The organism is Pseudoxanthomonas sp. LjRoot125, from assembly GCF_964252705.1.
In the GTDB taxonomy this organism is placed as follows: domain Bacteria; phylum Pseudomonadota; class Gammaproteobacteria; order Xanthomonadales; family Xanthomonadaceae; genus Pseudoxanthomonas_A.
In genome coordinates, this window is record NZ_CAXUOY020000001.1 from 1,584,109 (window position 1) to 1,606,163 (window position 22,055).

At 66.3% G+C, this 22,055-nt stretch carries 22 protein-coding genes; 10 read left to right on the top strand and 12 right to left on the bottom strand.

What is annotated here, in order from left to right; genetic code table 11:
* Positions 1-3: 3 nt before the first annotated feature.
* The 5 genes from pstB to pstS (ACSION_RS07260) all read right to left on the bottom strand — a co-directional run bounded on the left by pstB (position 4) and on the right by pstS (ACSION_RS07260) (position 5,070).
* On the bottom strand, positions 4-822 hold the full coding sequence (gene pstB, locus ACSION_RS07240) for a phosphate ABC transporter ATP-binding protein PstB (RefSeq protein ID WP_093490481.1): 819 nt from the start codon (positions 820-822) through the stop codon (positions 4-6).
* On the bottom strand, positions 815-1,666 hold the full coding sequence (pstA, locus tag ACSION_RS07245) for a phosphate ABC transporter permease PstA (protein ID WP_435305458.1): 852 nt from the start codon (positions 1,664-1,666) through the stop codon (positions 815-817). Before pstA ends, pstB begins: the two co-directional genes overlap by 8 nt.
* Positions 1,666-2,637: a phosphate ABC transporter permease subunit PstC gene (gene pstC / locus ACSION_RS07250; RefSeq protein ID WP_435305459.1), complete on the bottom strand. Its 972-nt coding sequence runs from the start codon at positions 2,635-2,637 to the stop codon at positions 1,666-1,668. The genes pstA and pstC overlap by 1 nt, the downstream gene beginning before the upstream one ends.
* A 110-nt stretch (positions 2,638-2,747) precedes the next feature.
* Positions 2,748-3,842 carry a phosphate ABC transporter substrate-binding protein PstS gene (pstS, locus tag ACSION_RS07255; protein WP_435305460.1) on the bottom strand — a complete coding sequence of 365 codons (1,095 nt, stop codon included), beginning with the start codon at positions 3,840-3,842 and terminating at the stop codon, positions 2,748-2,750.
* Between the two features lie 217 nt (positions 3,843-4,059).
* The gene (gene pstS / locus ACSION_RS07260; RefSeq protein ID WP_435306677.1) at positions 4,060-5,070 is read right to left on the bottom strand and encodes a phosphate ABC transporter substrate-binding protein PstS; all 1,011 of its coding nucleotides are present in this window, start codon (positions 5,068-5,070) and stop codon (positions 4,060-4,062) included.
* A gap of 429 nt (positions 5,071-5,499) precedes the next feature.
* On the opposite strand from pstS (ACSION_RS07260), the gene ACSION_RS07265 reads away from it, so the two are divergent.
* Both ACSION_RS07265 and ACSION_RS07270 read left to right on the top strand, forming a co-directional pair.
* Entirely contained in the window at positions 5,500-6,798 is a 1,299-nt protein-coding gene (locus ACSION_RS07265; protein ID WP_435305461.1) for an OprO/OprP family phosphate-selective porin, read from the top strand.
* A 191-nt stretch (positions 6,799-6,989) separates the two neighbouring features.
* Positions 6,990-8,600, top strand: a complete 1,611-nt coding sequence (locus tag ACSION_RS07270) for a M28 family metallopeptidase (protein ID WP_435305462.1) — start codon at positions 6,990-6,992, stop codon at positions 8,598-8,600.
* Between the two features lie 21 nt (positions 8,601-8,621).
* On the opposite strand, the gene nth is transcribed toward ACSION_RS07270, so the two are convergent.
* The 3 genes from nth to ACSION_RS07285 are packed head-to-tail and all read right to left on the bottom strand — an operon-like array spanning position 8,622 to position 10,437.
* A complete protein-coding gene (gene nth, locus ACSION_RS07275) occupies positions 8,622-9,284 on the bottom strand; it encodes an endonuclease III (protein WP_435305463.1) in 663 nt (220 codons plus the stop codon).
* Entirely contained in the window at positions 9,281-9,649 is a 369-nt protein-coding gene (locus tag ACSION_RS07280) for a hypothetical protein (protein WP_435305464.1), read from the bottom strand. The genes nth and ACSION_RS07280 overlap by 4 nt, the downstream gene beginning before the upstream one ends.
* A 5-nt stretch (positions 9,650-9,654) precedes the next feature.
* Positions 9,655-10,437 (bottom strand): enoyl-CoA hydratase/isomerase family protein, encoded by a 783-nt coding sequence (locus tag ACSION_RS07285; RefSeq protein ID WP_435305465.1) that lies wholly within the window; start codon positions 10,435-10,437, stop codon positions 9,655-9,657.
* A 157-nt stretch (positions 10,438-10,594) separates the two neighbouring features.
* Here ACSION_RS07285 and ACSION_RS07290 point away from each other — a divergent pair, with 157 nt between their 5' ends.
* From ACSION_RS07290 to ACSION_RS07300, 3 genes are all read left to right on the top strand, one after another.
* Positions 10,595-11,296, top strand: coding sequence for an FKBP-type peptidyl-prolyl cis-trans isomerase N-terminal domain-containing protein (locus ACSION_RS07290; RefSeq protein ID WP_435305466.1), 702 nt, complete (start codon positions 10,595-10,597; stop codon positions 11,294-11,296).
* A 101-nt stretch (positions 11,297-11,397) separates the two neighbouring features.
* Positions 11,398-12,201, top strand: coding sequence for an NUDIX hydrolase (locus tag ACSION_RS07295; protein WP_435305467.1), 804 nt, complete (start codon positions 11,398-11,400; stop codon positions 12,199-12,201).
* The gene (locus ACSION_RS07300; protein WP_435305468.1) at positions 12,198-13,055 is read left to right on the top strand and encodes a sulfurtransferase; all 858 of its coding nucleotides are present in this window, start codon (positions 12,198-12,200) and stop codon (positions 13,053-13,055) included. The genes ACSION_RS07295 and ACSION_RS07300 overlap by 4 nt, the downstream gene beginning before the upstream one ends.
* 11 nt (positions 13,056-13,066) lie before the next feature.
* Here the strand turns inward: ACSION_RS07300 and ACSION_RS07305 are convergent, their stop codons facing one another.
* A complete protein-coding gene (locus ACSION_RS07305) occupies positions 13,067-13,843 on the bottom strand; it encodes an enoyl-CoA hydratase/isomerase family protein (RefSeq protein WP_435305469.1) in 777 nt (258 codons plus the stop codon).
* A gap of 38 nt (positions 13,844-13,881) precedes the next feature.
* On the opposite strand from ACSION_RS07305, the gene ACSION_RS07310 reads away from it, so the two are divergent.
* Positions 13,882-14,325, top strand: coding sequence for a copper chaperone PCu(A)C (locus ACSION_RS07310; protein ID WP_435305470.1), 444 nt, complete (start codon positions 13,882-13,884; stop codon positions 14,323-14,325).
* 8 nt (positions 14,326-14,333) lie between these two features.
* On the opposite strand, the gene ACSION_RS07315 is transcribed toward ACSION_RS07310, so the two are convergent.
* Both ACSION_RS07315 and uvrA read right to left on the bottom strand, forming a co-directional pair.
* Complete coding sequence (locus ACSION_RS07315; RefSeq protein ID WP_435305471.1) at positions 14,334-14,753, bottom strand: acyl-CoA thioesterase; 420 nt, start codon at positions 14,751-14,753, stop codon at positions 14,334-14,336.
* Complete coding sequence (uvrA, locus tag ACSION_RS07320; RefSeq protein WP_435305472.1) at positions 14,750-17,683, bottom strand: excinuclease ABC subunit UvrA; 2,934 nt, start codon at positions 17,681-17,683, stop codon at positions 14,750-14,752. The genes ACSION_RS07315 and uvrA overlap by 4 nt, the downstream gene beginning before the upstream one ends.
* Positions 17,684-18,107: 424 nt before the next feature.
* Between uvrA and rplU the strand changes: the two genes are divergently transcribed.
* The 3 genes from rplU to cgtA all read left to right on the top strand — a co-directional run bounded on the left by rplU (position 18,108) and on the right by cgtA (position 19,849).
* The gene (gene rplU, locus ACSION_RS07325) at positions 18,108-18,416 is read left to right on the top strand and encodes a 50S ribosomal protein L21 (protein WP_056878361.1); all 309 of its coding nucleotides are present in this window, start codon (positions 18,108-18,110) and stop codon (positions 18,414-18,416) included.
* A 12-nt stretch (positions 18,417-18,428) separates the two neighbouring features.
* Complete coding sequence (gene rpmA, locus ACSION_RS07330) at positions 18,429-18,689, top strand: 50S ribosomal protein L27 (protein ID WP_056878362.1); 261 nt, start codon at positions 18,429-18,431, stop codon at positions 18,687-18,689.
* A 107-nt stretch (positions 18,690-18,796) separates the two neighbouring features.
* Positions 18,797-19,849, top strand: coding sequence for an Obg family GTPase CgtA (gene cgtA / locus ACSION_RS07335; protein WP_435305473.1), 1,053 nt, complete (start codon positions 18,797-18,799; stop codon positions 19,847-19,849).
* A gap of 124 nt (positions 19,850-19,973) precedes the next feature.
* Here cgtA and rpsT read toward each other — a convergent pair whose 3' ends face one another.
* Complete coding sequence (gene rpsT, locus ACSION_RS07340) at positions 19,974-20,243, bottom strand: 30S ribosomal protein S20 (protein ID WP_055935648.1); 270 nt, start codon at positions 20,241-20,243, stop codon at positions 19,974-19,976.
* Positions 20,244-20,370: 127 nt separating this feature from the next.
* On the opposite strand from rpsT, the gene murJ reads away from it, so the two are divergent.
* Entirely contained in the window at positions 20,371-21,981 is a 1,611-nt protein-coding gene (gene murJ, locus ACSION_RS07345; RefSeq protein WP_435305474.1) for a murein biosynthesis integral membrane protein MurJ, read from the top strand.
* The last annotated feature ends 74 nt before the right edge of the window (positions 21,982-22,055 follow it).

The following is a 22,055-nucleotide window of genomic DNA, read 5'->3' on the forward strand; positions in this document are numbered from 1 at the left end:
TCCTCAGCCGAAACGTCCGGTGATGTAGTCTTCGGTCTGTTGCTTGCCTGGGTTGGAGAAGATCGTCGACGTGGCGTCGTGTTCGACCAGCTCGCCCAGGTACATGAAGGCCGTGTAGTCGGACACGCGCGCGGCCTGCTGCATGTTGTGCGTCACGATCGCGATGGTGTACTGGTGCTTCAGTTCTTCGATCAGCTGTTCGATCTTGCTGGTCGAGATCGGGTCCAGGGCGGAGGTCGGTTCGTCCAGCAGGATCACGTCCGGGCGCAGGGCGACGGCGCGCGCGATGCACAGGCGCTGCTGCTGGCCACCGGAGAGGCCCAGCGCGCTCTGCTTCAGCTTGTCCTTGGCTTCTTCCCACAACGCGGCCTGGCGGAGCGCCTGTTCGACGCGCACGTCCATGTCCGCCTTGTTCAGGCGCTCGTGGTGGCGGATGCCGTACGCGACGTTTTCATAGATCGTCATCGGGAACGGCACCGGCTTCTGGAACACCATGCCCACCTTGCTGCGCAGGCGGTTCATCGGGTACTTGGGGTCCAGGATGTTCTCGCCATCCAGTAGCACGTCGCCGGCGGCGCGCAGCTTCGGATACAGCGAGTAGATGCGGTTGAAGACGCGCAGCAGGGTGGACTTGCCGCAGCCGGAGGGGCCGATCAGCGCGGTGACGCGCTTCTCCGGGATCTCCAGATTGATGTTCTTCAACGCGTGGAAGTCGCCGTAGTAGAAGTCCAGGCCCTTGGCGGCCAGCTTCACGCTGGCGGGCGCGGCGAGGTCGTCGTGGCGTTGCGGCGTCACCACGGCAATGCGGGCGGCGTCATTCATGGGTCACCTTGTTTCGAAGAAGGATGGTTCGCGCAATCAAGCTGAGGATCAGCACCATGCCGGTGACGAGGAAGGCGCCGGCCCAGGCCAGCGAGTTCCAGGAGTCGTAGGGGCTCATCGCGTACTGGAAGATGACCATCGGCAGGTTGGCCATCGACTGGTTGAGGTCCGTGCTCCAGAACTGGTTGTTGAAGGCGGTGAACAACAGCGGCGCGGTTTCGCCGCTGATGCGCGCCAGCGCCAGCAGGATGCCGGTAACGATGCCCGGCAGCGCCGAACGCATCAGGACCTGGGTGGTGACCTTCCACTGCGGCACGCCCAGCGAGAGCGCGGCCTCGCGCATCTGCTGCGGCACCAGCCGGAGCATCTCGTCGGTGGTGCGCACGATCACCGGCAGCGCGATGAACGCCAGCGCCACGGCACCGGCCCACGCCGAGTAGTGCCCCATCTGCGCCACCATCACGGTGTAGATGAAGAGGCCCAGCACGATCGACGGGGCCGACAGCAGGATGTCGTTGACGAAGCGGACGGTTTCGCCCAGCCAATGCTTGTTGGCGTACTCGGCCAGGTAGGTGCCAGCGGCGATGCCGATCGGCGTACCCAGCACGATCGCCAGCAGGCTGATCACGACGCTGCCGAACAGCGCATTCGCCAGGCCGCCCGGTTCGTTCGGCGGCGGCGTCATTTGGGTGAAGAGATCGAGGTTGAGGCTGCCCATGCCCTTGGTGATCGTGGTCCAGAGGATCCAGACCAGCCACATCAGGCCGAACATGGCCGCCGCGATGGACAGTGTCAGCGCGGCGACATTCTTGATCTTGCGCCAGGTGTAGAGCGAAGCGGACATCAGTTGCCCTCCCGCTTGGCGAGCTGGCGCAGCATCAGGCGGGCGATCGCCAGCACGATGAAGGTCAGCACGAACAGGGTGAAGCCGAGCAGCAGCAGCGAACCCTTGTGCAGCGGGTCGGTGGCTTCGGCGAATTCATTGGCGATGGTCGCCGCGATGGAGGTGCCCGGTTCCAGCAACGCCAGACTGATCGCGTAGGCGTTGCCGATCACGAAGGTGACCGCCATCGTTTCGCCGAGCGCACGGCCCAGGCCGAGGAACACGCCGCCGATCACCGCCGAGCGGGTGTACGGCAGCACGATGTCCCAGACCACTTCCCACTTGGTCGACCCCAGTGCGTAGGCCGATTCCTTCAGGCGGCCCGGCACGGTCAGGAAGACCTCGCGCATCACCGACGAGATGAAGGGAATCACCATGATCGCCAGCACCAGGCCGGCGGTCATCATGCCGATGCCCAGCGGCGGGCCGGACAGCAGCACGCCCACCAGCGGGATCTGGCCGAGGTTGTCGTTGATCCACGGATAGACGTGCTCGCTCAGCTGCGGTGCCAGCACGAACAGGCCCCACATGCCGTAGATGATCGAGGGGATGCCGGCCAGCAGTTCGATGGCCATGCCGACCGGGCCGCGCATCCAGGCCGGCGCGACTTCGGTCAGGAAGACGGCGATGCCGAAGCTCACCGGCACCGCGATCAGCATGGCGATGCCGGCGCTGACCAGCGTGCCGAAGATCGGCACCAGTGCACCGAATTCGCGTGTGCCAACATTCCACTCGGTGCTGGTGAAGAAACCCAGGCCGAAAGTCTGCAGGGCTTCGCGACCGCCCCACAGCATCGACACGGCGGCGGCGATCAGCGAGATCAGGACGAACAGGCCGGCGCCGGTCAGCGTGAGCCGGAACAGCGTGTCTGCGCGCGCATCTTTGGCGGTGCGCACGTCCGTCAGGGAAACGGGGAGGGCAGTGGCGTTCATGCAACCCGATGGGTGGGGGAGGGCGGTGTGGCGGTCTGGCTAGTGCACGGGTACGTCGTTACCGCGTGATGACACCGGGCCGCCGATCACGGCAGCCCGGTGCGCAACTCTCAAAGCTTGATTTCGGTGCTCCAGTACTGCTCGATCTGGCCCACCAGTTCCGGTGGCAGCGGCACGTAGTCCAGTTCGTTGGCCTGCGCCTGGCCCTGCGCGTAGGCCCACTTGAAGAACTCGAGCGTGTGCTTGGCCTTCGCCGCGTCCTTGGGCTGCTTGTAGACCAGGATGAAGTTGGTGGCGGTGATCGGCCACGCGTGCTCGCCCGGCGCGTTGGTGATGACCAAGTTGAAGTCCTTCGCGTTGGCCCAGTCGGCGCTGGCCGCGGCGGCGGCGAAGCTCTCGGCGGTGGGCAGCACGAACTGGCCGGCCGCGTTCTGCAGCGAGGCGTACGACATCTTGTTCTGTTCGGCGTAGGCCAGTTCGACGTAGCCAATCGAGCCCTTCAGCTGGCGCACGTACGCAGCCACGCCTTCGTTGCCCTTGCCGCCGACGCCGCCGGGCCAGTTGACGCTGGTGCCTTCGCCGACGGTGTCCTTCCACGCCGGACTGACCTTGGACAGGTAGTTGACGAAGTTGAAGGTGGTGCCCGAGCCGTCCGAGCGGTGCACGGTGTTGATCTTGCCGGCCGGCAGCGTGACGCCCGGATTCAGGGCGACGATCGCCGGGTCGTTCCAGGTGGTGATCTTGTGCAGGAAGATGTCCGCCAGCACGGTGCCGTTGAGCTTCAGCTGGCCCGGCTGCAGGCCTTCCACGTTGATGACCGGGACCACGCCGCCGATCACCGACGGGAACTGGCCCAGGCCGGCCTGCGCCAGTTCTTCCGGCGACAGCGGCTTGTCGGACGAGCCGAAGTCGACGGTCGCGGCCTTGATCTGCGCGATGCCGCCGCCGGAACCGATCGACTGGTAGTTGATCTTGGCGCCGGTGGCCTTGTTGTAGTCCGTGGACCAGCGCGCCATCAGCGGATAGATGAAAGAGGCGCCGGCGCCGGTGATTTCGGCCGAGATCTTCTGCGTACCGTCGGCGGAAGCGGCAGCGCCTTCGGCGCCCGTGCTCGCGGCCGGGGCATCGGTCTTTCCACCGCAGGCGGCGGTGAAGAGGGCGGTGGCCAGGGCCAGCGTGGCCAGGCGGGCGTTACGGACGTGCATGGGCTCTCCAGACGGGTCGTTTGTGATCCACGCTATGAAATGATGTTTTTGTTACAGGGTGATGACATCGCGGTCTCGCGCTGTCATGCGACCGCCATGGCCTTTCGCCCGGGACCAAATAGAAAGCGGGCCCGAAGGCCCGCCTGGGGTGGAATCGCGCGGGAGGGATCGCGATCCCGGTGCCGGCACGGGGAGAGAGCGTGCCGGCGGTTCTGGATCAGTACTTCAGGTTGGCCTTCCAGTACGTCTCGATCTGCTGCACCAGCGCCGGCGGCAGCGGCACGTAGTCGAGTGACTTGGCCTGGGCGTCGCCATTGGCATAGACCCAGCGGAAGAAGTCGCGGGCGTCCTTGTTGCCCTTCTTCGGCGCCTTGTACATCAGGATGAAGTTGGTGGCGGTGATCGGCCAGGAGTTCGCACCGGGGGCATTCGTCATGACCAGGTAGAAGTCCTTGGACTTCGCCCATTCGGCGCTGGCGGCGGCGGCCGCGAAGGACTCGTCGCTCGGCTGCACGAAGTTGCCGGAGGCATTCTTCAGGCTGGCGTAGGACATCTTGTTCTGCAGCGCGTACGACAGTTCGACGTAGCCGATGCCGCCCTTGATCTGCTTCACGTACGCGGCGACGCCTTCGTTGCCCTTTCCGCCCACGCCGGTCGGCCACTGCACGGTGGTGCCTTCACCGACCTTGCTCTTCCACTCCGGGCTGACCTTGGACAGGTAGTTGACGAAGTTGAAGGTGGTACCCGAACCGTCCGAGCGGCGGACCACGGTGATGCGCTGCGCCGGCAGCGCCACGCCCGGGTTCAGGGCGGCGATGGCGGGGTCGTTCCAGGTCTTGATGTTGCCGAGGAAGATGTTGGCCAGGGTCGGGCCGTCCAGCTTCAGCTGGCCCGGCTTCAGGCCGGCGACATTCAGCACCGGCACCACGCCGCCGATCACCGACGGGAACTGGGCCAGGCCGTACTTGGCCAGCTCTTCCGGCTTCAGCGGGGCGTCGGACGAACCGAAGTCCACGGTGCCGGCCTTGATCTGGGCGATACCGCCGCCGGAACCGATCGACTGGTAGTTCACGCGGTTGTTGGTGGCCTTGGCGTAGTCGGCGGACCACTTGGTCATCACCGGATACACGAACGACGCACCGGCGCCGGTCACGTCGGCAGCGAATGCGTGCGCCGAGAAGGCCGAGGCGAGCGCCAGCAGCGCCACGCGGGATTTGATCGAGTTCAACACGGAAGTCTCCTGGGAGAAGGCAGGGTGGAAGGACGGGTGTGCCCGTTGGGTGGCCATTCCACGACGTTTGTGTGACAGCCCGGTGTCGTGATTAAGACAGTCCCATGACGGCCGGCGATGCAGGCCGATCCATGCCGACATTCCATGTGGGAGCGCATGCGTCACGCGCGCGGCGGATCCGGTCCGCGCACCGACGCATGCAGACCTATCTATGAAAGCGCGCGCAAGCGTTGCCAGGAGGCGGAGGGCGGTGATGCGCCCTTGTCATATTTCGGTCACGAAACGCACATGTGACTGCAAGATTTCACTCCCATCCTTTAGCGCATCTTTGACGGGCGCTTAATGATTTCCGAAGGTGATCTCGGAAGTGAAGCCGGCGCCCACGAAGCCAGCGCTCTTACTTCTACTTCCACTCGGAGAGTCACCATGCGTTATTCCCTCCTGGCCGCCGCGCTCGCCGTCGCCATGGGCAGCACCAGCTTCTCGGCGTCCGCCGCCGACTCCCGCGATCAGACGATCGCCGAACTGAAGGCGCAGTTGGAAGCGCTGTCGGCCAAGGTGGCCGAGCTGGAAGATCGCAGCGATGCGCAGTCGGACGTCAACATCGACACTGCCGCGCAGCTGGACAAGCTCAACACGGGTTCGCCGAAGGTCGATACCAAGGGCGGTCTCAAGATCACCTCGGCGGACGGCAAGTTCGAAGCCTCCGTCGGCGGCCGCATCCACTTCGATACCTATGCCTTCGATCGTGACCTGGCCAGCACCACCGGCACCACCGAATTCCGCCGCGCGCGCCTGACCCTGCAGGGCAAGGCGTACGGCTGGGAATACAAGATGGAGAACGACTTCGGTGCGGGCGGCGGCCTCGACGGCTTCCGCGACGTCTACATCGCCAAGTCGGCGCTGGGCGGCAAGTTCACCATCGGTCACTTCAAGCCGTACCGCGCCATGGAAGAGCTGACCAGCTCCAACGAACTGCTGACCATGGAGCGTCCGTTTGCGTCCGCCACCGGCCTGTTCTCCGGTCGCCAGTTCCAGCAGGGCGTGGGCTACCTGCGCGCCGGCGAGAACTACACGGCGGGCATGAGCGTGTTCAACCTGCGTGGTGCCGCCGGCACGCGCAACGAAGGCGTCGGCGCCGCCGGTCGCGTGACGTTCGCGCCGATCAACAACGACAACAACACGCTGCACTTCGGCGCCTGGTACAGCTTCGAAGACCAGAACCAGGGTTCAGCCGACCTGGTCGCCACGTCGAACTACGCCGGCCGTCGCGGTCCGTCGCAGGTCATCGCCACCACCACCGGCGCCAGCCGCAACACCGTCGACGTGATGGCGGTGGAAGCCGCCGGTTCGTTCGGTCCGGCGTTCTTCCAGGCCGAATACGCCGATGCCACCTACGGCCAGCCGCTCGGCCGCGACCAGGATGTGACCACGTACTACGTGCAGGGCAGCTTCATGCTCAACGGTGGCCACAAGCCCTACAAGGGCGGTACCGGCGTGTTCGGTTCGCCGAAGGTCGCCGACAAGGGCCTGTGGGAGCTGACCGGCCGCTACGATTACGTCGAGAACGAAACGCTGAACCGCGAGGTCACCAGCTGGATCCTCGGCATGAACTACTACGTCAACCCGAACCTGCGCTTCATGTTCAACTACACGCAGGGCGACAACGAAGTCACCGGCGACGAGACCGCCCAGTACGCGCTGCGTACGCAGTTCAGCTGGTAAGCGACGCGGCGCACGCGCGCCGTCATCGCCGCATGGAGGCCCGGGATCGCATCCCGGGCCTTCGCGTTTCCGCCCGCCGACCATGACCATTGGCAGGGGTCCCTGCGATGCCCAGCAGGGACACTGCGGGGCGGTCCCTGGCACGCGCCGAGGGCCGCAGGGATGGGGATCCTTATCAATCAGGGGGTTGGATGAAGCGGCTATTGGTTGTTGCCTGCGTGGCGATGTGCGTGATGTCGGGCGAGGTGCGGGCCGCCGAGCCCGTGGACCTGGATGTGGTCGCGAGAATCCGGCACGAGGCGTTCAACCGCTCGCAGGCCGCGGCCAACCTGAAGGAGCTCACCGAAACCGTCGGGCCGCGCCTGACCGCGTCACCCAACTACACGCGCGCCAGCGCGTGGGCGCGCGGCAAGCTGTCCGGCTGGGGGCTGTCCGGCGTGCATGAGGAGGTCTTCGATCCTGCTTTCGGCCGGGGCTGGGCGTTTGAATCCTCGCGCGTCGAGATGGTGTCGCCAAGGCAAGCGCCCGTGCATGCGCTGCCCAAGGCCTGGACGCGCGGCACCGGCGGCCCGGTGGAGGGCGAGGTGGTCCTGGCCTCGTTCAAGACGCTGGAGGACATCGACAAGCAGCGCGGCAAGCTGCGTGGAAAGATCGTGCTGTTGGACGACGCGCGAGCCTACAAGCCCGCTGACAAGGCCGATTTCCGTCGCTATAGCGAGGCTGACCTGGGCGAACTGCAGACCTTCCCGATCGCTGAAGACGCCGCACCCGATGCGCAGGAGAAGCGCCTGGAGGAGTACCGCAAGCGCCAGGCCCTGACCAAGGCGCTGAATGCCTTCCTCGCGGAAGAGGGCGTACTGGCGACGCTGTCGCTCAGCTCATGGGACAACGGCATCATCCGCGCCACCGGCGGAGGCGCGCGCAAGGCGGACGAGCCGGTGGGCGTGACCGAACTGGTCCTGCCTACCGAACACTACAACCCGCTGGTGCGTGCGGTGCAGGGGAAGCAGCCGGTGCGCCTGCGCATCGACGTCGACTCCCGCTTCACCAGCGAGCAGGACCTGCCAGCCACCAACACGTTCGCGGAAATCCCGGGCAGCGGCGGCAAGGCAGGTGAGGTCGTCATGATCGGCGCGCACCTGGATTCGTGGCACACCGGGACGGGCGCCAGCGACAACGGCGCCGGCGTCGTCGTGATGATGGAAGCCATGCGCATCCTGAAAGCGATCGGGGTGAAGCCCCGCCGCACCATCCGCCTGGCGCTGTGGGGCGGTGAAGAACAGGGGCTGCACGGCTCGGCGGGCTACGTCGCCAAGTACCTGGCCGACTATCCGGCCCCGACCGATCCGGAGCAGAAGGCGTTGCCCCGCGCGTACCAGCGTGGCACCGGGCCGCTGCAGCGCCAGCGTGGTTACGGCGGCTTTTCGACGTACTTCAACTTTGACAACGGCACGGGCCGCATCCGCGGCATCTATGCGCAGGAGAACCACGCCGCCGTGCCGATCTTCAAGGCGTGGCTGGAGCCGTTCGCCGACATTGGCGCGACCATCGTGACCACCCGCAACACCGGCAGCACCGACCACATCTCGTTCGACCGGGTCGGCCTGCCGGGTTTCCAGTTCGTGCAGGACCCGGCGGACTACTTCACCCACGTCCATCACACGCACCTGGACACCTACGACCACGTGGTGCCGGAAGACCTCAAGCAGGCGGCGGCGATCATCGCCTCGTTCGCGTACCACGCCGCGATGCGCGAAGAGCGCCTGCCGCGAAAGCCGTTCGTGGAGCGGGACGAGCAGTAAGCGCAAGCGACGGCGGCCGCGTCAGGCCGCCGTCTTCTCCTTGAAGCGGCAGATATCGCGGATAACGCACTGCGGGCAATCCGGCTTGCGCGCCTTGCACACGTAGCGGCCGTGCAGGATCAACCAGTGATGCGCATCCAGCATGAACTCCGCCGGCACCACCTTCAGCAGTTTGTCCTCCACCGCGCGGACGTCCTTGCCGGGCGCCAGGCCGGTGCGGTTGGCCACGCGGAAGATGTGCGTGTCCACCGCAATGGTCGGTTCACCGAAGGCGGTATTGAGCACCACGTTCGCGGTCTTGCGCCCCACGCCAGGCAAGCCTTCCAGCGCTTCGCGCGAGCGCGGCACCTCGCCGCCGTACTGATCGATGAGGATGCGGCAGGTGGCGATCACGTTCTTCGCCTTGGCGTTGAACAAACCGATCGTGGCGATGTATTTCTTCAGCCCCTCTTCGCCGAGTGCGAGGATCGCGGCCGGGGTGTTGGCCACAGGAAAGAGCCGTCGCGTCGCCTTGTTGACGCCCACGTCCGTCGCCTGAGCGGACAGGGTCACCGCAACCAGCAACTCGAAGGGCGTGCTGTATTCCAGTTCCGTGGTCGGACGCGGATTGAGTTCGCGCAATCGCGAGAACAATTCCACCACTTCATCACGCTTGAGCGTCGGGCTCCGCCGCGGTGCACTCATGGTTTGGTGCGCTCTGCGGCCTTGGCGCGTGCACGCTCCAGGATGGCGGCGGCGGCGGCCGGCAACGCAGGCCGCGCGGGTGCCGTGGGGCCGGCGGGCTGCAGCGTGACGCGCCTTGCCTCGCGTTCGGCGGCACGACGTTCCAGTCGCGTCGCGCGCTGGCGATAGCGTTCACGCGCGGCCCATGCGGTGCGCAGCCGACCCTGCGCACGGGTGATCGCCTCGGCATCCGCAGGCGCGGTACATCCACCTGCGCACGGCGCCCACGCCATGAGGCCGGCCTGCAACGCGGCATCGACCTCGTCGTCGGCCAGCAGGCGTGCCAGGTCGCGTGCCTGTTCGCAGCCGGGGCAAGGCGCGGTCATGCGACTCAGTGGCCGGTGAAGGTGGGCTTGCGGCGTTCGGTGAAGGCGCGCGTCCCCTCGCGCATGTCATCGGTCGAGAACATCAGGCCGAACTGCGCGGTTTCATACTGCAGGCCCTCCTCGATGCCGCACTCGCCGCCGATGTTGACCACATCCAGCGTGGCGCGCAGGGCCAACGGCGCGGAGGCCGCCAGTTGGGCGGCGACCTTTTGGGTTTCGTCCTCCAGCTCCGCCGCCGGCACGACCCGGTTGACGATGCCCAACTGCAGCGCGCGTTCGGCCGTGATCGGTGTGCCCAGCAGGCAAAGTTCCAGGGTCGCGGCACGGCCGGCGAGGCGCAGCAGGCGCTGGCTGCCCCCGAAGCCGGGGATCAGGCCCAGGTTGATCTCCGGCTGTCCGACCTTGGCGGTGTCCGCGGCGATGCGCAGGTGGCAGGCCATGGCCAGTTCCAGGCCGCCGCCCAGGGCGAACCCGTTGACCATCGCGATGACAGGCTTGGGCAGCGTTTCGATGGTGCGCATCAACCGCTGGCCGCGCAGCGAGAAGTCGCGGCCGTCGGTGGGCCGCAGGTCCGCCATTTCGGCGATGTCGGCCCCGGCCACGAAGGCTTTCGGGCCCGCGCCGGTCAGGACGACCACGCGCACGGAGGCATCGTCGGCCGCGGCCGTGAAGGCGGCCTGCAACGCATCCAGCGTGGCGGCGTTCAGGGCGTTCAGCTTGTCGGGACGATGGACGGTGAGGCGGCGGATGCCATCGGCATCGCTAACGAGGACAAGGCTTTCGGACATGGGATTTTCAGGGGTTTTGTAAAAATTCGGTAAAGGGGGAACTCTGCCACGGAGGGCCGGTCAGAGCAGCCTGCTGTCAGTGGCGGTTAAGCGCCCCGGCCGCTATCCTAGCGCGTCCATTCCAGGCGGTACGCCGCCCATCCCGGAGAGTGTTTTGATGAAGTTGCGTTCGTTAGTGGTCGCTGTTGCGGCATTCGCCATGGCCGGTAGTGCCCTGGCTCAGGACGTCTCGTCCGAGAAGGGCAAGCTGAGCTATTACTTCGGCTACGACTATGGCAACAACCTGGCCGAGCTGACCGCCCGTGGCGAGCAGTTGGACATCAATTCCGTGGTCAAGGGCTTGCAAGACGCGTATGCGAAGCAGAAGCCCGCGCTGACCAGCGAGCAGCTGAAGCCGGCGCTGGAAGCTTTCCAGAAGCGTGAGCAGGCCCGCGCGCAGCAGGCCAAGGCCGAGTACGACAAGGTTGCGGCCGAGAACAAGACCAAGAGCGACCAGTTCATCGCCAGCTTCAAGGGTCAGGCCGGCGTGAAGCTGCTGCCCAGCGGCGTGCCGTACAAGGTGCTGGAGAACGGCACCGGCGCCAAGCCCACGCAGGCGAGCACGGTGGAACTGCAGGTCGCGGGTGCCTACCCGTTCGGCCAGCGTCCGACCGAAGCCCGTCCGCCGCAGCAGATGAAGGACGTGAAGGTCAGCGCCATCGAAATGCAGGCCATGCGCGAAGTGCTGCTGCAGATGCCGGTCGGCTCGAAGTGGGAAGTCGCGCTGCCGCCGGAGAAGGCGTATGGCGCCGATCCGCGCACGGGCTTCCCGCCGAACGTGGCGGTGGTGTTCGAGATCAAGCTGGTCAGCGCCAAGTAATTCCCGCCTGATCGTTCCATCCCTGCGCCGGCCTCGTGCCGGCGCAGTGCTTTTCGCGGCAGGAAGCGTTTTCGCGCTAACCTCCGCAGGTGTCCGACGACATGAATACCGCTTTCCGCGCCGTGCTCAGTCCCTGTATCGGCGTTTGCACGCTCGACGACGCCGGCCTCTGCCAGGGTTGCCTGCGCACCACCTCGGAGATCGCACGCTGGTCGCAGATGAACGATGACGAACGCCTGCGCCTGATGGAATCCGTGCTGCCCGCACGCGAACGCGCGCGGGCGCCGCTTGTCGAGCAGTTGCACGAAGGCGCCCGCCTGCAGCGCGCCCTCCATCCGTTGGGCGCAGTACCGCGCACGGCGGGTTGGAACCACGAAGAACTCATCGATCTCCTACCGCCCGGGCCGCTGGCGGAGGCCGCGGTGCTCGCCGGCCTGGTCCCGCGCGATAGCGGCACCCAGGTGCTGCTGACGCGGCGCACGGACGGCCTGCGCCATCATGGCGGACAGGTGAGTTTCCCCGGCGGACGCATCGAGCCCACCGACGCGGACGTCGTGGCGGCTGCACTGCGTGAGAGCCGCGAGGAGATCGCGTTGCAGGCCTCACAGGCGGTGCCGCTGGGCTTCCTGGACCCTTTCACCACCATCAGCGGCTTCCGCGTGGTCCCGGTGGTGGCGGTGATCGATCCGGCGTTCGTGCCGACGCCGGAACCCGGCGAGGTCGCCGATGTTTTCGAGGTGCCGCTGGATTACCTGCTGGCGCCTGACAATCTGCGCCGCGTGGAGGTCGACTACCGTGGCCGCCGGCGGGCGGTACTTGAGTACGACTGGCCAGGGCAGCGCATCTGGGGCGCAACGGCCGCCATCCTGTTCAACCTGCGGCAACGCCTGGAGCAACTCGCATGAACTGGACCGCGCTCGTCGATGCACAGGCATTGTTGGCCGCCATCGGTGCACCCGACCTGCGATTGGTGGACGCGCGCTTCGTCATGCTCAACGCAGCCCCCGACGCAGGCCGCCAGGCCTATGCGCAGGGACATCTGCCAGGCGCGGTCTACGCCGACCTGAATCTGGATTTGTCGGATCTGTCCAAGATCGGCGAGGGGAGGCATCCCTTGCCTGACGAAACAGCCTTCGCGCGCCGCCTGGGCGAGTGGGGCATCACGCCGGCGGACCAGGTCGTGGTGTACGACGCGGGCGACGGCAGCATGGCGGCCGCGCGCGCGTGGTGGCTGTTGAAATTGCTCGGCCATCAGCGGGTTGCCGTCCTCGACGGTGGGCTGGCCGCCTGGCGTGCCGCGGGGGGTGCCGAGACCGATGCGCTTCCTGATATCGCGCCGACGCCGGCGTATCCGGCACGTTTCGACATGCGACAGTGCGTGAGTGCGGATGAGGTGGTGGCGCGCCTGGGCGAAGACTCGGGGTGGTTGTTCGACGCGCGCGCGGGCGAACGTTTCCGCGGCGAAGTCGAACCCATCGATCCCATCGCGGGCCACGTGCCGGGTGCGGTCAACCTGCCGTTCGCTCAGGCACTCCGCGATGGGCGCTTCGCATCGGCGTCCGAGCTGCGTTCCCTGCTGTCGTCCCTGCTGGGCGATCGCCAGAGTTCCGATAGCGTGCTGATGTGCGGTTCCGGCGTGACGGCTTGCCATCTGCTGCTCGCCTTCGAACATGCCGGCCTGCACGGTGCGCGGATCTATCCCGGTTCGTGGAGCGGCTGGATCAGCGATCCCGCGCGCCCAGTCGCACGCGGTGCTTGAAGAGCAACGCGCTACTTCTTCAATTTATCGATCAACGCATGCAGCGCGGCCTGCGTATCCGGCGCATGCCAGGCATCGACGAAGCGCTCGAGCTGGATCAGCGCCGGATCGAGCGCTTCCACCAGGTCGCGACGGGCGAGGGCACGGGTCTGCAGCATCGGATGATGCGGCAGTGCCAGCAGGTGTTGCAGCCAGGCAGTCGCGCGTGCGGTGACGTTGTCCTGGTCGACGAGTTCATCGACCAGGCCAATTTCCAGTGCACGCTCGGCGGGCACCATCTCGCCGGCCACCAACAGGCGCTCCGCGCGATAGGGGCCCACCACCCGGCGCATCAAGCGCTGGATGCCTTCCGGTACCACCAGGCCGACTTGCGTTTCATTGAGTCCCAGCGCAAACGGGCGCGCCGGATCGGGGCTGCGTGCCATCACGCGGTAGTCGCAGCACAGCGCCAGCACGCAGCCGCCCGCCGGCGCGTGGCCGGTGATCGCGGCGACCACGGGTACGCGTGATTCCGCCAGCGTGCGCGCTGCGCCGAAGAATGCCTGCCAGGCGTCGAGCAGCGACTTGCGGTCTTCGCCCAGCGACATCAGGTAGGGCACGTCCATGCCGGCGGAGAATATCTTCGGATTGCCGGCCAGCACGATGCCGCGCACGCCTTCGTCGAGTGCCGCATTGAGCGCATCGATCAGAGCGCGGCACAAGTCCGTATTGAGGGCGTTGACCGGCGCGCGCGCCAGGCGGATTTCGCGGATGTCGCCGCGATCGGCGGTTTCGATGAGGGCGCTCATTCACCATCTCCCTGGAGTCAGGTCGCTATCATAGGCGCATGAACCGACGCTTCGTGATGCTCCCGCTACTGGGTCTGGCGTTTGCCAGCGCGCTTCCCGCCATGGCCGCCGAATGCCTGCCGAAGGTGCAGGGTGCCTGGGTGCGCGTACCGCCGGTGGCCATGCCCATGATGGCCGGCTTCGTCCGCATCGAGAATCCGTGCCGCGCGCAGGTCACGGTGGTAGGTGCGGAGAGCCTGGCCTTCGCGGACGTGTCCTTGCACGAAACGCGCGAGGAAGGCGGCGTCAGCCGGATGCGTGAAGTGGAGCGTCTACCCATCGCGCCCGGCAAGCAGGTTGAGCTGAAGCCCGGCGGTCTGCACCTGATGCTGCATGGCGCTTATGCGCCAGTGGCTGCCGGCGAGAAGGTGGTGATCACGCTGAAACTTGCCGACGGGCGCTCGGTGCCGGTGCAGTTCGAGGCGCGCAAGAGCGCACCCTGATCCACTGACTACTCCGACACCGCCCGGATCGCCGCCGGCAGCGGTGCGCTATGGCCGGTCTGGGTGTCCATCCACACCACCACCACGTTGCCGTCGGAATACAGCACGCTGTCGTCCTTCGCCGACACGATCCGGTGCCCGATGGTGACGCTGCTGGTGCCGAGCCGGTCGACGTAGAGTTCCACCACCACGTCGTTCGGCCACGTCAGCGGGCGCTTGTAGTTGATGTTGTTGGCGGCCACGACGGGCGCGATGCGGTCGGTCATCGAGACCTCCGGCACCGTCAGCATCCAGCGCACGCGCGCTTCCTCCAGGTACGAAATGTACTTGGCATTGTTCACGTGGCCCATGCTGTCCATGTCCCGCCAGCGCACGCTGATCGGGATCTTGGCCAGCAGCTTGCGGCCGTCATCGTGGGATTGGCTCATGACGCGGCCTTCTTCTTCGTGGTCTTGGTGGCGGATTTGCGGGGCGGAAGCACATCGGGCTTCGCCATGGCGGCGGGCTTCGTCGGCTTGGGCGCTTTGGCCGCGGGCAGCAGCTTGGCGAGGAAGCGGCCGGTATGCGATTCCGGATGCGCCGCGATGTCCTCGGGCGTGCCGGTGGCGAGGATGCGTCCGCCCCGGTGCCCACCTTCGGGCCCGAGGTCGACGACCCAGTCGGCGGTCTTGATGACATCGAGGTTGTGTTCGATCACGACGATCGTGTTGCCTTCGTCGCGCAGCTTGTGCAGCACCGCGAGCAGGTGTTCGATGTCGTGGAAGTGCAGGCCGGTGGTGGGCTCGTCCAGGATGTACAGCGTGCGGCCCGTGTCGCGGCGCGAGAGCTCCTTCGACAGCTTCACGCGTTGCGCTTCGCCACCGGACAGCGTGGTCGCGCTCTGGCCCAGCTTGACGTAGCTCAGGCCCACGTCCACGAGCGTTTCCAGCTTCCGCGAGATCGACGGCACCGGCTCGAACAGGGTCAATGCATCCTCGACCGTCATTTCCAGCACGTCGTTGATGTTGTAGCCCTTGTAAAGGATCTCCAGCGTCTCGCGGTTGTAGCGCTTGCCATGGCAGACGTCGCAGGGCACGTACACGTCCGGCAGGAAGTGCATTTCGACCTTGATCATGCCGTCGCCCTGGCAGGCCTCGCAGCGGCCGCCACGCACGTTGAAGCTGAAGCGGCCCGGCGAATAGCCGCGCGCGCGCGCTTCCGGCACCTGCGCATACAGTTCGCGCAGCGGCGTGAACAAGCCGGTGTACGTCGCGGGGTTCGAACGCGGCGTGCGGCCGATCGGCGACTGGTCGATGTCCACGACCTTGTCGAACAGATCCAGGCCCTCGATCTCGCGGTACGGTGCGGGCTTGTGCGATGCACCGTTGATCTCGTTGGCGGCCAGCGCGTACAGGGTGTCGTTGATCAGCGTCGACTTGCCCGAGCCGGACACGCCGGTGATGCAGGTGAACAGCCCCGACGGCACGTCGAGGTCGACATCCTTCAGGTTGTTGCCCGTCGCACCGCGCAGGTGCAGGGTCATCTTCGGGTTCGCCTTGTGGCGCGCCTTCGGCACTTCGATCTGGCGCTTGCCGGAGAGGTACTGACCGGTCAGCGAGCGAGGCGCCTTCAACAAGTCGTCGAGCGTGCCCTGGCCGACGATCTCGCCACCATGCACGCCCGCCCCCGGCCCGATGTCGAGCACGTAGTCGGCCATGCGGATGGCGTCTTCATCGTGCTCGACGACGATCACCGTGTTGCCCAGGTCACGCAGGCGCGTCAGCGTGCCGAGCAGGCGTTCGTTGTCGCGCTGGTGCAGGCCGATGCTGGGCTCATCCAGTACGTACATCACGCCGACCAACCCGGCGCCGATCTGCGAGGCCAAGCGGATGCGCTGGGCTTCGCCGCCGGACAGCGTGTCCGCCTTGCGTTCGAGGGTGAGGTAGTCCAGGCCGACATCGACCAGGAACCCGAGGCGCTCGGCGATTTCCTTGACGATCTTCGACGCGATTTCGCCGCGCCAGCCGGGCAGGTCGAGGCCGCGGAAGAACGCCAATGCTTCGTCCACCGGTAGCACCACCAGCGAAGGCAGCGGGCGGTCGGCCACGAACACATTGCGTGCCGACTTGTTCAGTCGCGCACCCGCGCAATCAGGGCACGGCCGGTCGCTGATGTACTTCGCGAGCTCCTCGCGCACGGCGGGCGACTCGGTCTCGCGATAGCGGCGTTCGAGGTTCGGCACGATGCCCTCGAAGCGGTGCTTGCGCTGCGTGCGTCCGCCCGACTCGGTGAGATAGGTGAACGTGATGACGTCTTCGCCGCTGCCGTAGAGCACCGCTTGCTGCACGCTCTCCGGAAGCGATTGCCAGGGCGCGTCCACGTCGAAGCGATAATGCTTCGCCAGCGAAGCGATCAGCTGGAAGTAGTAGGCGTTGCGGCGATCCCAGCCACGCACGGCACCGGCGGCCAGCGACAACTCCGGATGGACGACGACGCGCGCCGGGTCGAAGAATTGCGCAACGCCCAGGCCATCACAGGTCGGGCAGGCGCCTACCGGCGAATTGAACGAGAACAGGCGCGGTTCCAGCTCCGGCAACGAGTAGTCGCAGACCGGGCAGGAATATTTCGACGAAAACAGCAGCGGTGCGGATTCGGGTTGGTCCAGCGACATCACCTGGGCCATGCCGTCGCCCAGCTTCAGCGCGGTCTCGAAGCTTTCCGCCAGGCGTTGCTTGAGGTCTTCGCGCGGACGGAAGCGGTCGATCACCGCTTCGATCGTGTGCTTCTGGCGCAGCGCCAGCGCCGGAACGGCATCGATCTCGTACAACTCGCCGTCCACGCGCACGCGGACGAAACCCTGGGCGCGCAGTTGGTCGAACACCTGTGCGTGCTCGCCCTTGCGTTCACGGATTACCGGTGCCAGCAGCATGTAGCGCTGCTCACCGTCGAGCGCCAGCACCTGGTCGACCATCTGGCTGACCGTCTGCGCCTCCAGCGGATATCCGTGGTCCGGGCAACGCGGCAAGCCCACGCGGGCGTACAGCAGGCGGAGGTAGTCGTAGATCTCGGTGATCGTGCCGACGGTGGAGCGCGGGTTGTGGCTGGTCGATTTCTGCTCGATCGAGATCGCCGGCGACAGGCCTTCGATGTGGTCTACATCGGGCTTTTCCATCACCGACAGGAACTGCCGCGCGTAGGCCGACAGCGATTCGACGTAGCGGCGCTGGCCTTCGGCGTAGATCGTGTCGAACGCCAACGACGACTTGCCCGAGCCGGACAGGCCGGTGATCACGATCAGCTTGTCGCGCGGGAGGTCGAGGTCGATGTTCTTGAGGTTGTGCGTCCGCGCGCCGCGGATGCGGATGAAGTCCATGGCCATCGGGTGGGGGATCCGGAAAGCGAACAAGGAAGCGTAGCGATCTGCTCAGATGGGGGCAAATCGCCCCATGCACCAGTGCAGGGAGACGCGGAGAGATGGGAGCGGTCAGGCGGGAGTGGGACTGCCGAGGCCCGTTCTGGCGCGCACGGACTCGACGCGGACCTGCGCTGTAGCCCCTGAGGGCAGAGGCGGGCTGGAAGATCTGGGCAAGTCCATGATTCTCAAGGGCTCTGGGAGGGGCGGTTGGTCTGAGCGGGCCAGTGTGGAGGCCCACCGAGGGCGGATTCCGTCCGCAATCGGGACGGGATCGTCAGGAGGAGGGGGTGGTTGACCCTAACCGCCTGAATCCCTTAGAATTCCGCTTCTGTCCGCCCTCGATGGCAGGCAGGCTCCAGAAAATAACTACAGAAACCAAGGAATCCACATGTACGCAGTCGTAGTCACTGGCGGTAAGCAGTACCGCGTGATGAAGGGCGAGACGCTCCGCGTCGAGAAGCTCGAAGCCGAAGCCGGCAACGAGATCACCTTCGACAACATCCTGATGCTGGGCGATGGCGAGACCATCAGCCTGGGCGACGCCCTGAAGGGCGCCAACGTCACCGCGAAGGTCGTCGGTCATGGCCGCGCCGACAAGGTGCGCATCATCAAGTTCCGCCGCCGCAAGCACCACATGAAGCGCCAGGGTCACCGGCAGCATTACACCGAAATCGAAATCACCGGCATCAACAAGTAAGGAGAAGCAGTCATGGCACATAAAAAGGGCGTAGGCTCATCGCGCAACGGCCGCGACTCCAACCCGAAGATGCTGGGCGTGAAGGTCTTTGGCGGTCAGGCGATCGACGCGGGCAACATCATCATTCGCCAGCGCGGCACCCAGTTCCATCCGGGTCCGGGCGTCGGCCTGGGTCGCGACCACACGCTGTTCGCGCTGGTCGACGGCAAGGTCGAGTTCTCGATCAAGGGCGCCAAGAAGCGCCGCACCGTCAGCGTGGTGGCGGAAGCCTGAGGCTTCGCGCACACGCGTCGCGAAGGGCCCCGCCGCGTGCGGGGCTTTTCGTTTACGGGGACGTAGATCCCCGCGTCCCACCCTCCAACGATTGAACCGATCCCGCCATGAAACTCGTAGACGAAGCTGAAATCCTGGTCACCGCCGGCAATGGCGGCAACGGCTGCGTGGGCTTCCGCCGCGAGAAGTTCATCCCGCTGGGGGGCCCCGATGGCGGCGATGGCGGCGGCGGCGGCAGCGTGTGGCTGCTGGCCGACGAAAACCTCAACACCCTGGTCGACTTCCGCCACCAGACCACGTTCCGTGCCCAGCGCGGCGAGAACGGCATGGGGCGGCAGATGTACGGCAAGGCGGGCGACGACCTGACGATCACCGTTCCGGTCGGCACGGTCGTCACCAATGTCAGTACCGATGAAGTCATCGGCGACCTCACCCAGCACGGCGACCGCTTGCTGGTCGCCAAGGGCGGCAAGGGCGGCCTGGGCAACATGCATTTCAAGAGCTCGATCACCCGTGCGCCGCGCAAGGCCACGCCGGGCGAAGAGGGTGAAGAGCGCTTGCTGAAGCTGGAGCTCAAGCTGCTGGCCGACGTTGGCCTGCTGGGCTTTCCGAACGCCGGCAAGAGCACCTTCATCCGTGCCGTCTCGGCGGCGACGCCGAAGGTGGCCGACTATCCCTTCACCACGCTCTACCCGAACCTGGGCGTTGTGAGCGTGGAAGCCCACCGCAGCTTCGTCATCGCCGACATTCCGGGCCTGATCGAGGGCGCGGCCGACGGTGCTGGCCTGGGTGCGCAGTTCCTCCGCCACCTGCAGCGCACGCGCATCCTGTTGCACCTGGTGGACATGGCGCCGATGGAAGGCGGCGTGGAAGGCATCGACCCGGTCGAGCAGGTGCGCGCGATCGAGCGCGAACTCGAAAAGCACGACCCGGAGCTGTTGGCCAAGCCACGCTGGCTGGTGCTCAACAAGGCCGACCTGATGTTCGAGGACGAAGCGAAGGAGCGCGCGGAGCAGATCATTGCCAGCCTCGGCTGGACCCAGTCCTGGTACCAGGTCTCGGCGATCTCACGCGAAGGCACCTGGCCGATCATGAAGGACGTGATGGCCTTCTTCGATCGACAGAAGGCAGAGGCCGACGAGGCCGCCTACGAAGGCTGATGTTCGAAACCCGCCGGAAGGCGGGTTTTTCGTCTGCGCCCCGCGCGGGTCGTGTGCGGCGGGCAGGCAAAAAGAAACCCGCCTTTCGGCGGGTTCCGTGTCTTCGCGTCCGTGTACCGCTGGATCAGGCGGCTTGCAGCGCCTTGATGCGGGCGTTCAGGCGGCTCTTGTGGCGAGCGGCCTTGTTGCGGTGGATCAGGCCGCGCGAGCTCAGACGGTCGAGGATCGGCTGGGCCGAGACGAACGCGGCCTGGGCGCCAGCGGCGTCGTTGGCATCGAGGGCTTTCAGGACTTTCTTGACGGCGGTGCGCAGCATCGAACGCTGGCCGGCGTTGCGCGCATTGCGCACGACGGTCTGCTTGGCGCGCTTCTTGGCGGACTTGATATTGGCCACAGTGGGATTCCTGGTGAATACCTGAGAGAATTCAGGGGTTGAACGGAAGACGGATAATCGAGCCGGAAATTATGGGGCATTCAATGGGTTGCGTCAAGCTGGTGATTCTGTCGGGGGATATGCCCCGATGAGCGGGAAGCTCCTGCGCTCCGCCGCCGTCTTCAGCTCCATGACCTTCCTGTCCCGGCTCTCGGGACTGGTCCGGGACCAAGTCTACGCCCATGTCTTCGGCGCGGGCGGGATGATGGACGCCTTCTTCGTGGCGTTCCGGATCCCCAATTTCATGCGTCGGCTCTCGGCCGAGGGCTCGTTTTCGATGGCCTTCGTCCCGGTCCTGGCCGAGTACAAGGCCACCCGGAGCCCGGAGGAGGTCAAGGCGCTGATCGACCGGGTCACCGGCACGCTGGCCGCGGCGCTGCTGGTACTGACCGGCATCGTCATCCTGCTGGCCCCGCAGATCGCCCGCCTGATCGCGCCGAACTTCGACGCCGAGCAGATGAGGGTGCTGACCGACCTGCTGCGGATCACCTTCCCGTACGCGCTGTTCATTTCGCTGGCCTCGCTGGCCGGCGGCATCCTCAACAGCTACCAGCGCTTCGCCATCCCGGCGCTGTCGCCGGTGCTGATGAACCTGTCCATGATCGCCGCCGCCGTCGGTCTGGCGCCGCTGATGGACTACTCGGTGATGGTGCTGGGATGGGGCGTCTTCGCCGCCGGCGTGCTGCAGCTGGGCTTCCAACTGCCCTCGCTGGCCCGCCTGGGCCTGCTGCCCCGCCCGAAGCTGGACTTCGCCCACGCCGGCGTCCGCAGGATCCTCACCCTGATGGTACCCACGTTGTTCGGCTCCTCGGTGGCCCAGTTCAACCTGCTGCTGAACACCTGGGTCGCCGCGGCGCTCATCAGCGGCAGCGTCAGCTGGCTGTACTACAGCGACCGGTTGCTGGAATTCCCGCTGGGCATGTTCGGCGTCGCGATCGGCACGGTGATCCTGCCGCACCTGTCCAGCCGCCATGCCGAAACCGACCCGGAAGGCTATTCGAAAGGCCTGGATTGGGGTTTCCGGCTCTGCCTGCTGATCGGCCTGCCGGCTTGCGCCGGCCTGATCCTGTGCGCCGGGCCCTTGCTGGCGACGCTGTTCCAATACGGCAAGTTCGACGCCGAGGACGTTCGGATGGCCAGTTGGAGCTTGATGGCCCAGTCGATCGCCGTGCCGGCCTTCCTGTTGGTGAAGGTGCTGGCGCCGGCGTTCTATTCGCGCCAGGACACCCGTACGCCGGTGAAAGCGGCCGTGGTGGCGGTGCTGACCAATGCGTTGTGCATGCTGCTGTTCTTCGCCGCCATGCTCTACGGCACCGAGCCCGGCAGACAGGCGCTGCAGGCCGCCGGCGGCGACCTGAAGCTGGCCCTGGGCCAGGTGCAGGGCGCGCACGCGCTGCTGGCCCTGGCCATCGCCGTCGCCGGCTGGGTCAATGCGCTGCAACTGGCCTGGCTGCTGCGCAAGGCGGGCGTATACCGGCGCCAGCCCGGCTGGGGCCGGTTCCTGCGCCAGATCGGCGTCGCGACGGTGGCGATGACGTTGGTGGTGCTGGCCTTCCGCGTGCTCTGGCCGGACTGGACGCCCTGGGCCTGGTGGGACCGCGGCTGGCGCCTGGCGGTGATGGTGGGCGCGGGCGGCGCACTGTATGCCGGCCTGCTGTGGGTGCAGGGCATCCGCCCCCGTGACCTGCGTGGCCATTGAGAGCCGGTACGCCCGGCTATACTTCAAGGTTGTTGCATTCTTCCCGGATCGCCCGCATCGGCCGGTCCGCCTTG

What these genes read in the sequence shown, in the direction of transcription:
- pstB (WP_093490481.1), bottom strand. Translation starts at nt 822, where the DNA reads ATGAATGACGCCGCCCGCATTGCCGTGGTGACGCCGCAACGCCACGAC.
- pstA (WP_435305458.1), bottom strand. Translation starts at nt 1,666, where the DNA reads ATGTCCGCTTCGCTCTACACCTGGCGCAAGATCAAGAATGTCGCCGCG.
- pstC (WP_435305459.1), bottom strand. Translation starts at nt 2,637, where the DNA reads ATGAACGCCACTGCCCTCCCCGTTTCCCTGACGGACGTGCGCACCGCC.
- pstS (WP_435305460.1), bottom strand. Translation starts at nt 3,842, where the DNA reads ATGCACGTCCGTAACGCCCGCCTGGCCACGCTGGCCCTGGCCACCGCC.
- ACSION_RS07265 (WP_435305461.1), top strand. Translation starts at nt 5,500, where the DNA reads ATGCGTTATTCCCTCCTGGCCGCCGCGCTCGCCGTCGCCATGGGCAGC.
- ACSION_RS07270 (WP_435305462.1), top strand. Translation starts at nt 6,990, where the DNA reads ATGAAGCGGCTATTGGTTGTTGCCTGCGTGGCGATGTGCGTGATGTCG.
- nth (WP_435305463.1), bottom strand. Translation starts at nt 9,284, where the DNA reads ATGAGTGCACCGCGGCGGAGCCCGACGCTCAAGCGTGATGAAGTGGTG.
- ACSION_RS07280 (WP_435305464.1), bottom strand. Translation starts at nt 9,649, where the DNA reads ATGACCGCGCCTTGCCCCGGCTGCGAACAGGCACGCGACCTGGCACGC.
- ACSION_RS07285 (WP_435305465.1), bottom strand. Translation starts at nt 10,437, where the DNA reads ATGTCCGAAAGCCTTGTCCTCGTTAGCGATGCCGATGGCATCCGCCGC.
- ACSION_RS07290 (WP_435305466.1), top strand. Translation starts at nt 10,595, where the DNA reads ATGAAGTTGCGTTCGTTAGTGGTCGCTGTTGCGGCATTCGCCATGGCC.
- ACSION_RS07295 (WP_435305467.1), top strand. Translation starts at nt 11,398, where the DNA reads ATGAATACCGCTTTCCGCGCCGTGCTCAGTCCCTGTATCGGCGTTTGC.
- ACSION_RS07300 (WP_435305468.1), top strand. Translation starts at nt 12,198, where the DNA reads ATGAACTGGACCGCGCTCGTCGATGCACAGGCATTGTTGGCCGCCATC.
- ACSION_RS07305 (WP_435305469.1), bottom strand. Translation starts at nt 13,843, where the DNA reads ATGAGCGCCCTCATCGAAACCGCCGATCGCGGCGACATCCGCGAAATC.
- ACSION_RS07310 (WP_435305470.1), top strand. Translation starts at nt 13,882, where the DNA reads ATGAACCGACGCTTCGTGATGCTCCCGCTACTGGGTCTGGCGTTTGCC.
- ACSION_RS07315 (WP_435305471.1), bottom strand. Translation starts at nt 14,753, where the DNA reads ATGAGCCAATCCCACGATGACGGCCGCAAGCTGCTGGCCAAGATCCCG.
- uvrA (WP_435305472.1), bottom strand. Translation starts at nt 17,683, where the DNA reads ATGGCCATGGACTTCATCCGCATCCGCGGCGCGCGGACGCACAACCTC.
- rplU (WP_056878361.1), top strand. Translation starts at nt 18,108, where the DNA reads ATGTACGCAGTCGTAGTCACTGGCGGTAAGCAGTACCGCGTGATGAAG.
- rpmA (WP_056878362.1), top strand. Translation starts at nt 18,429, where the DNA reads ATGGCACATAAAAAGGGCGTAGGCTCATCGCGCAACGGCCGCGACTCC.
- cgtA (WP_435305473.1), top strand. Translation starts at nt 18,797, where the DNA reads ATGAAACTCGTAGACGAAGCTGAAATCCTGGTCACCGCCGGCAATGGC.
- murJ (WP_435305474.1), top strand. Translation starts at nt 20,371, where the DNA reads ATGAGCGGGAAGCTCCTGCGCTCCGCCGCCGTCTTCAGCTCCATGACC.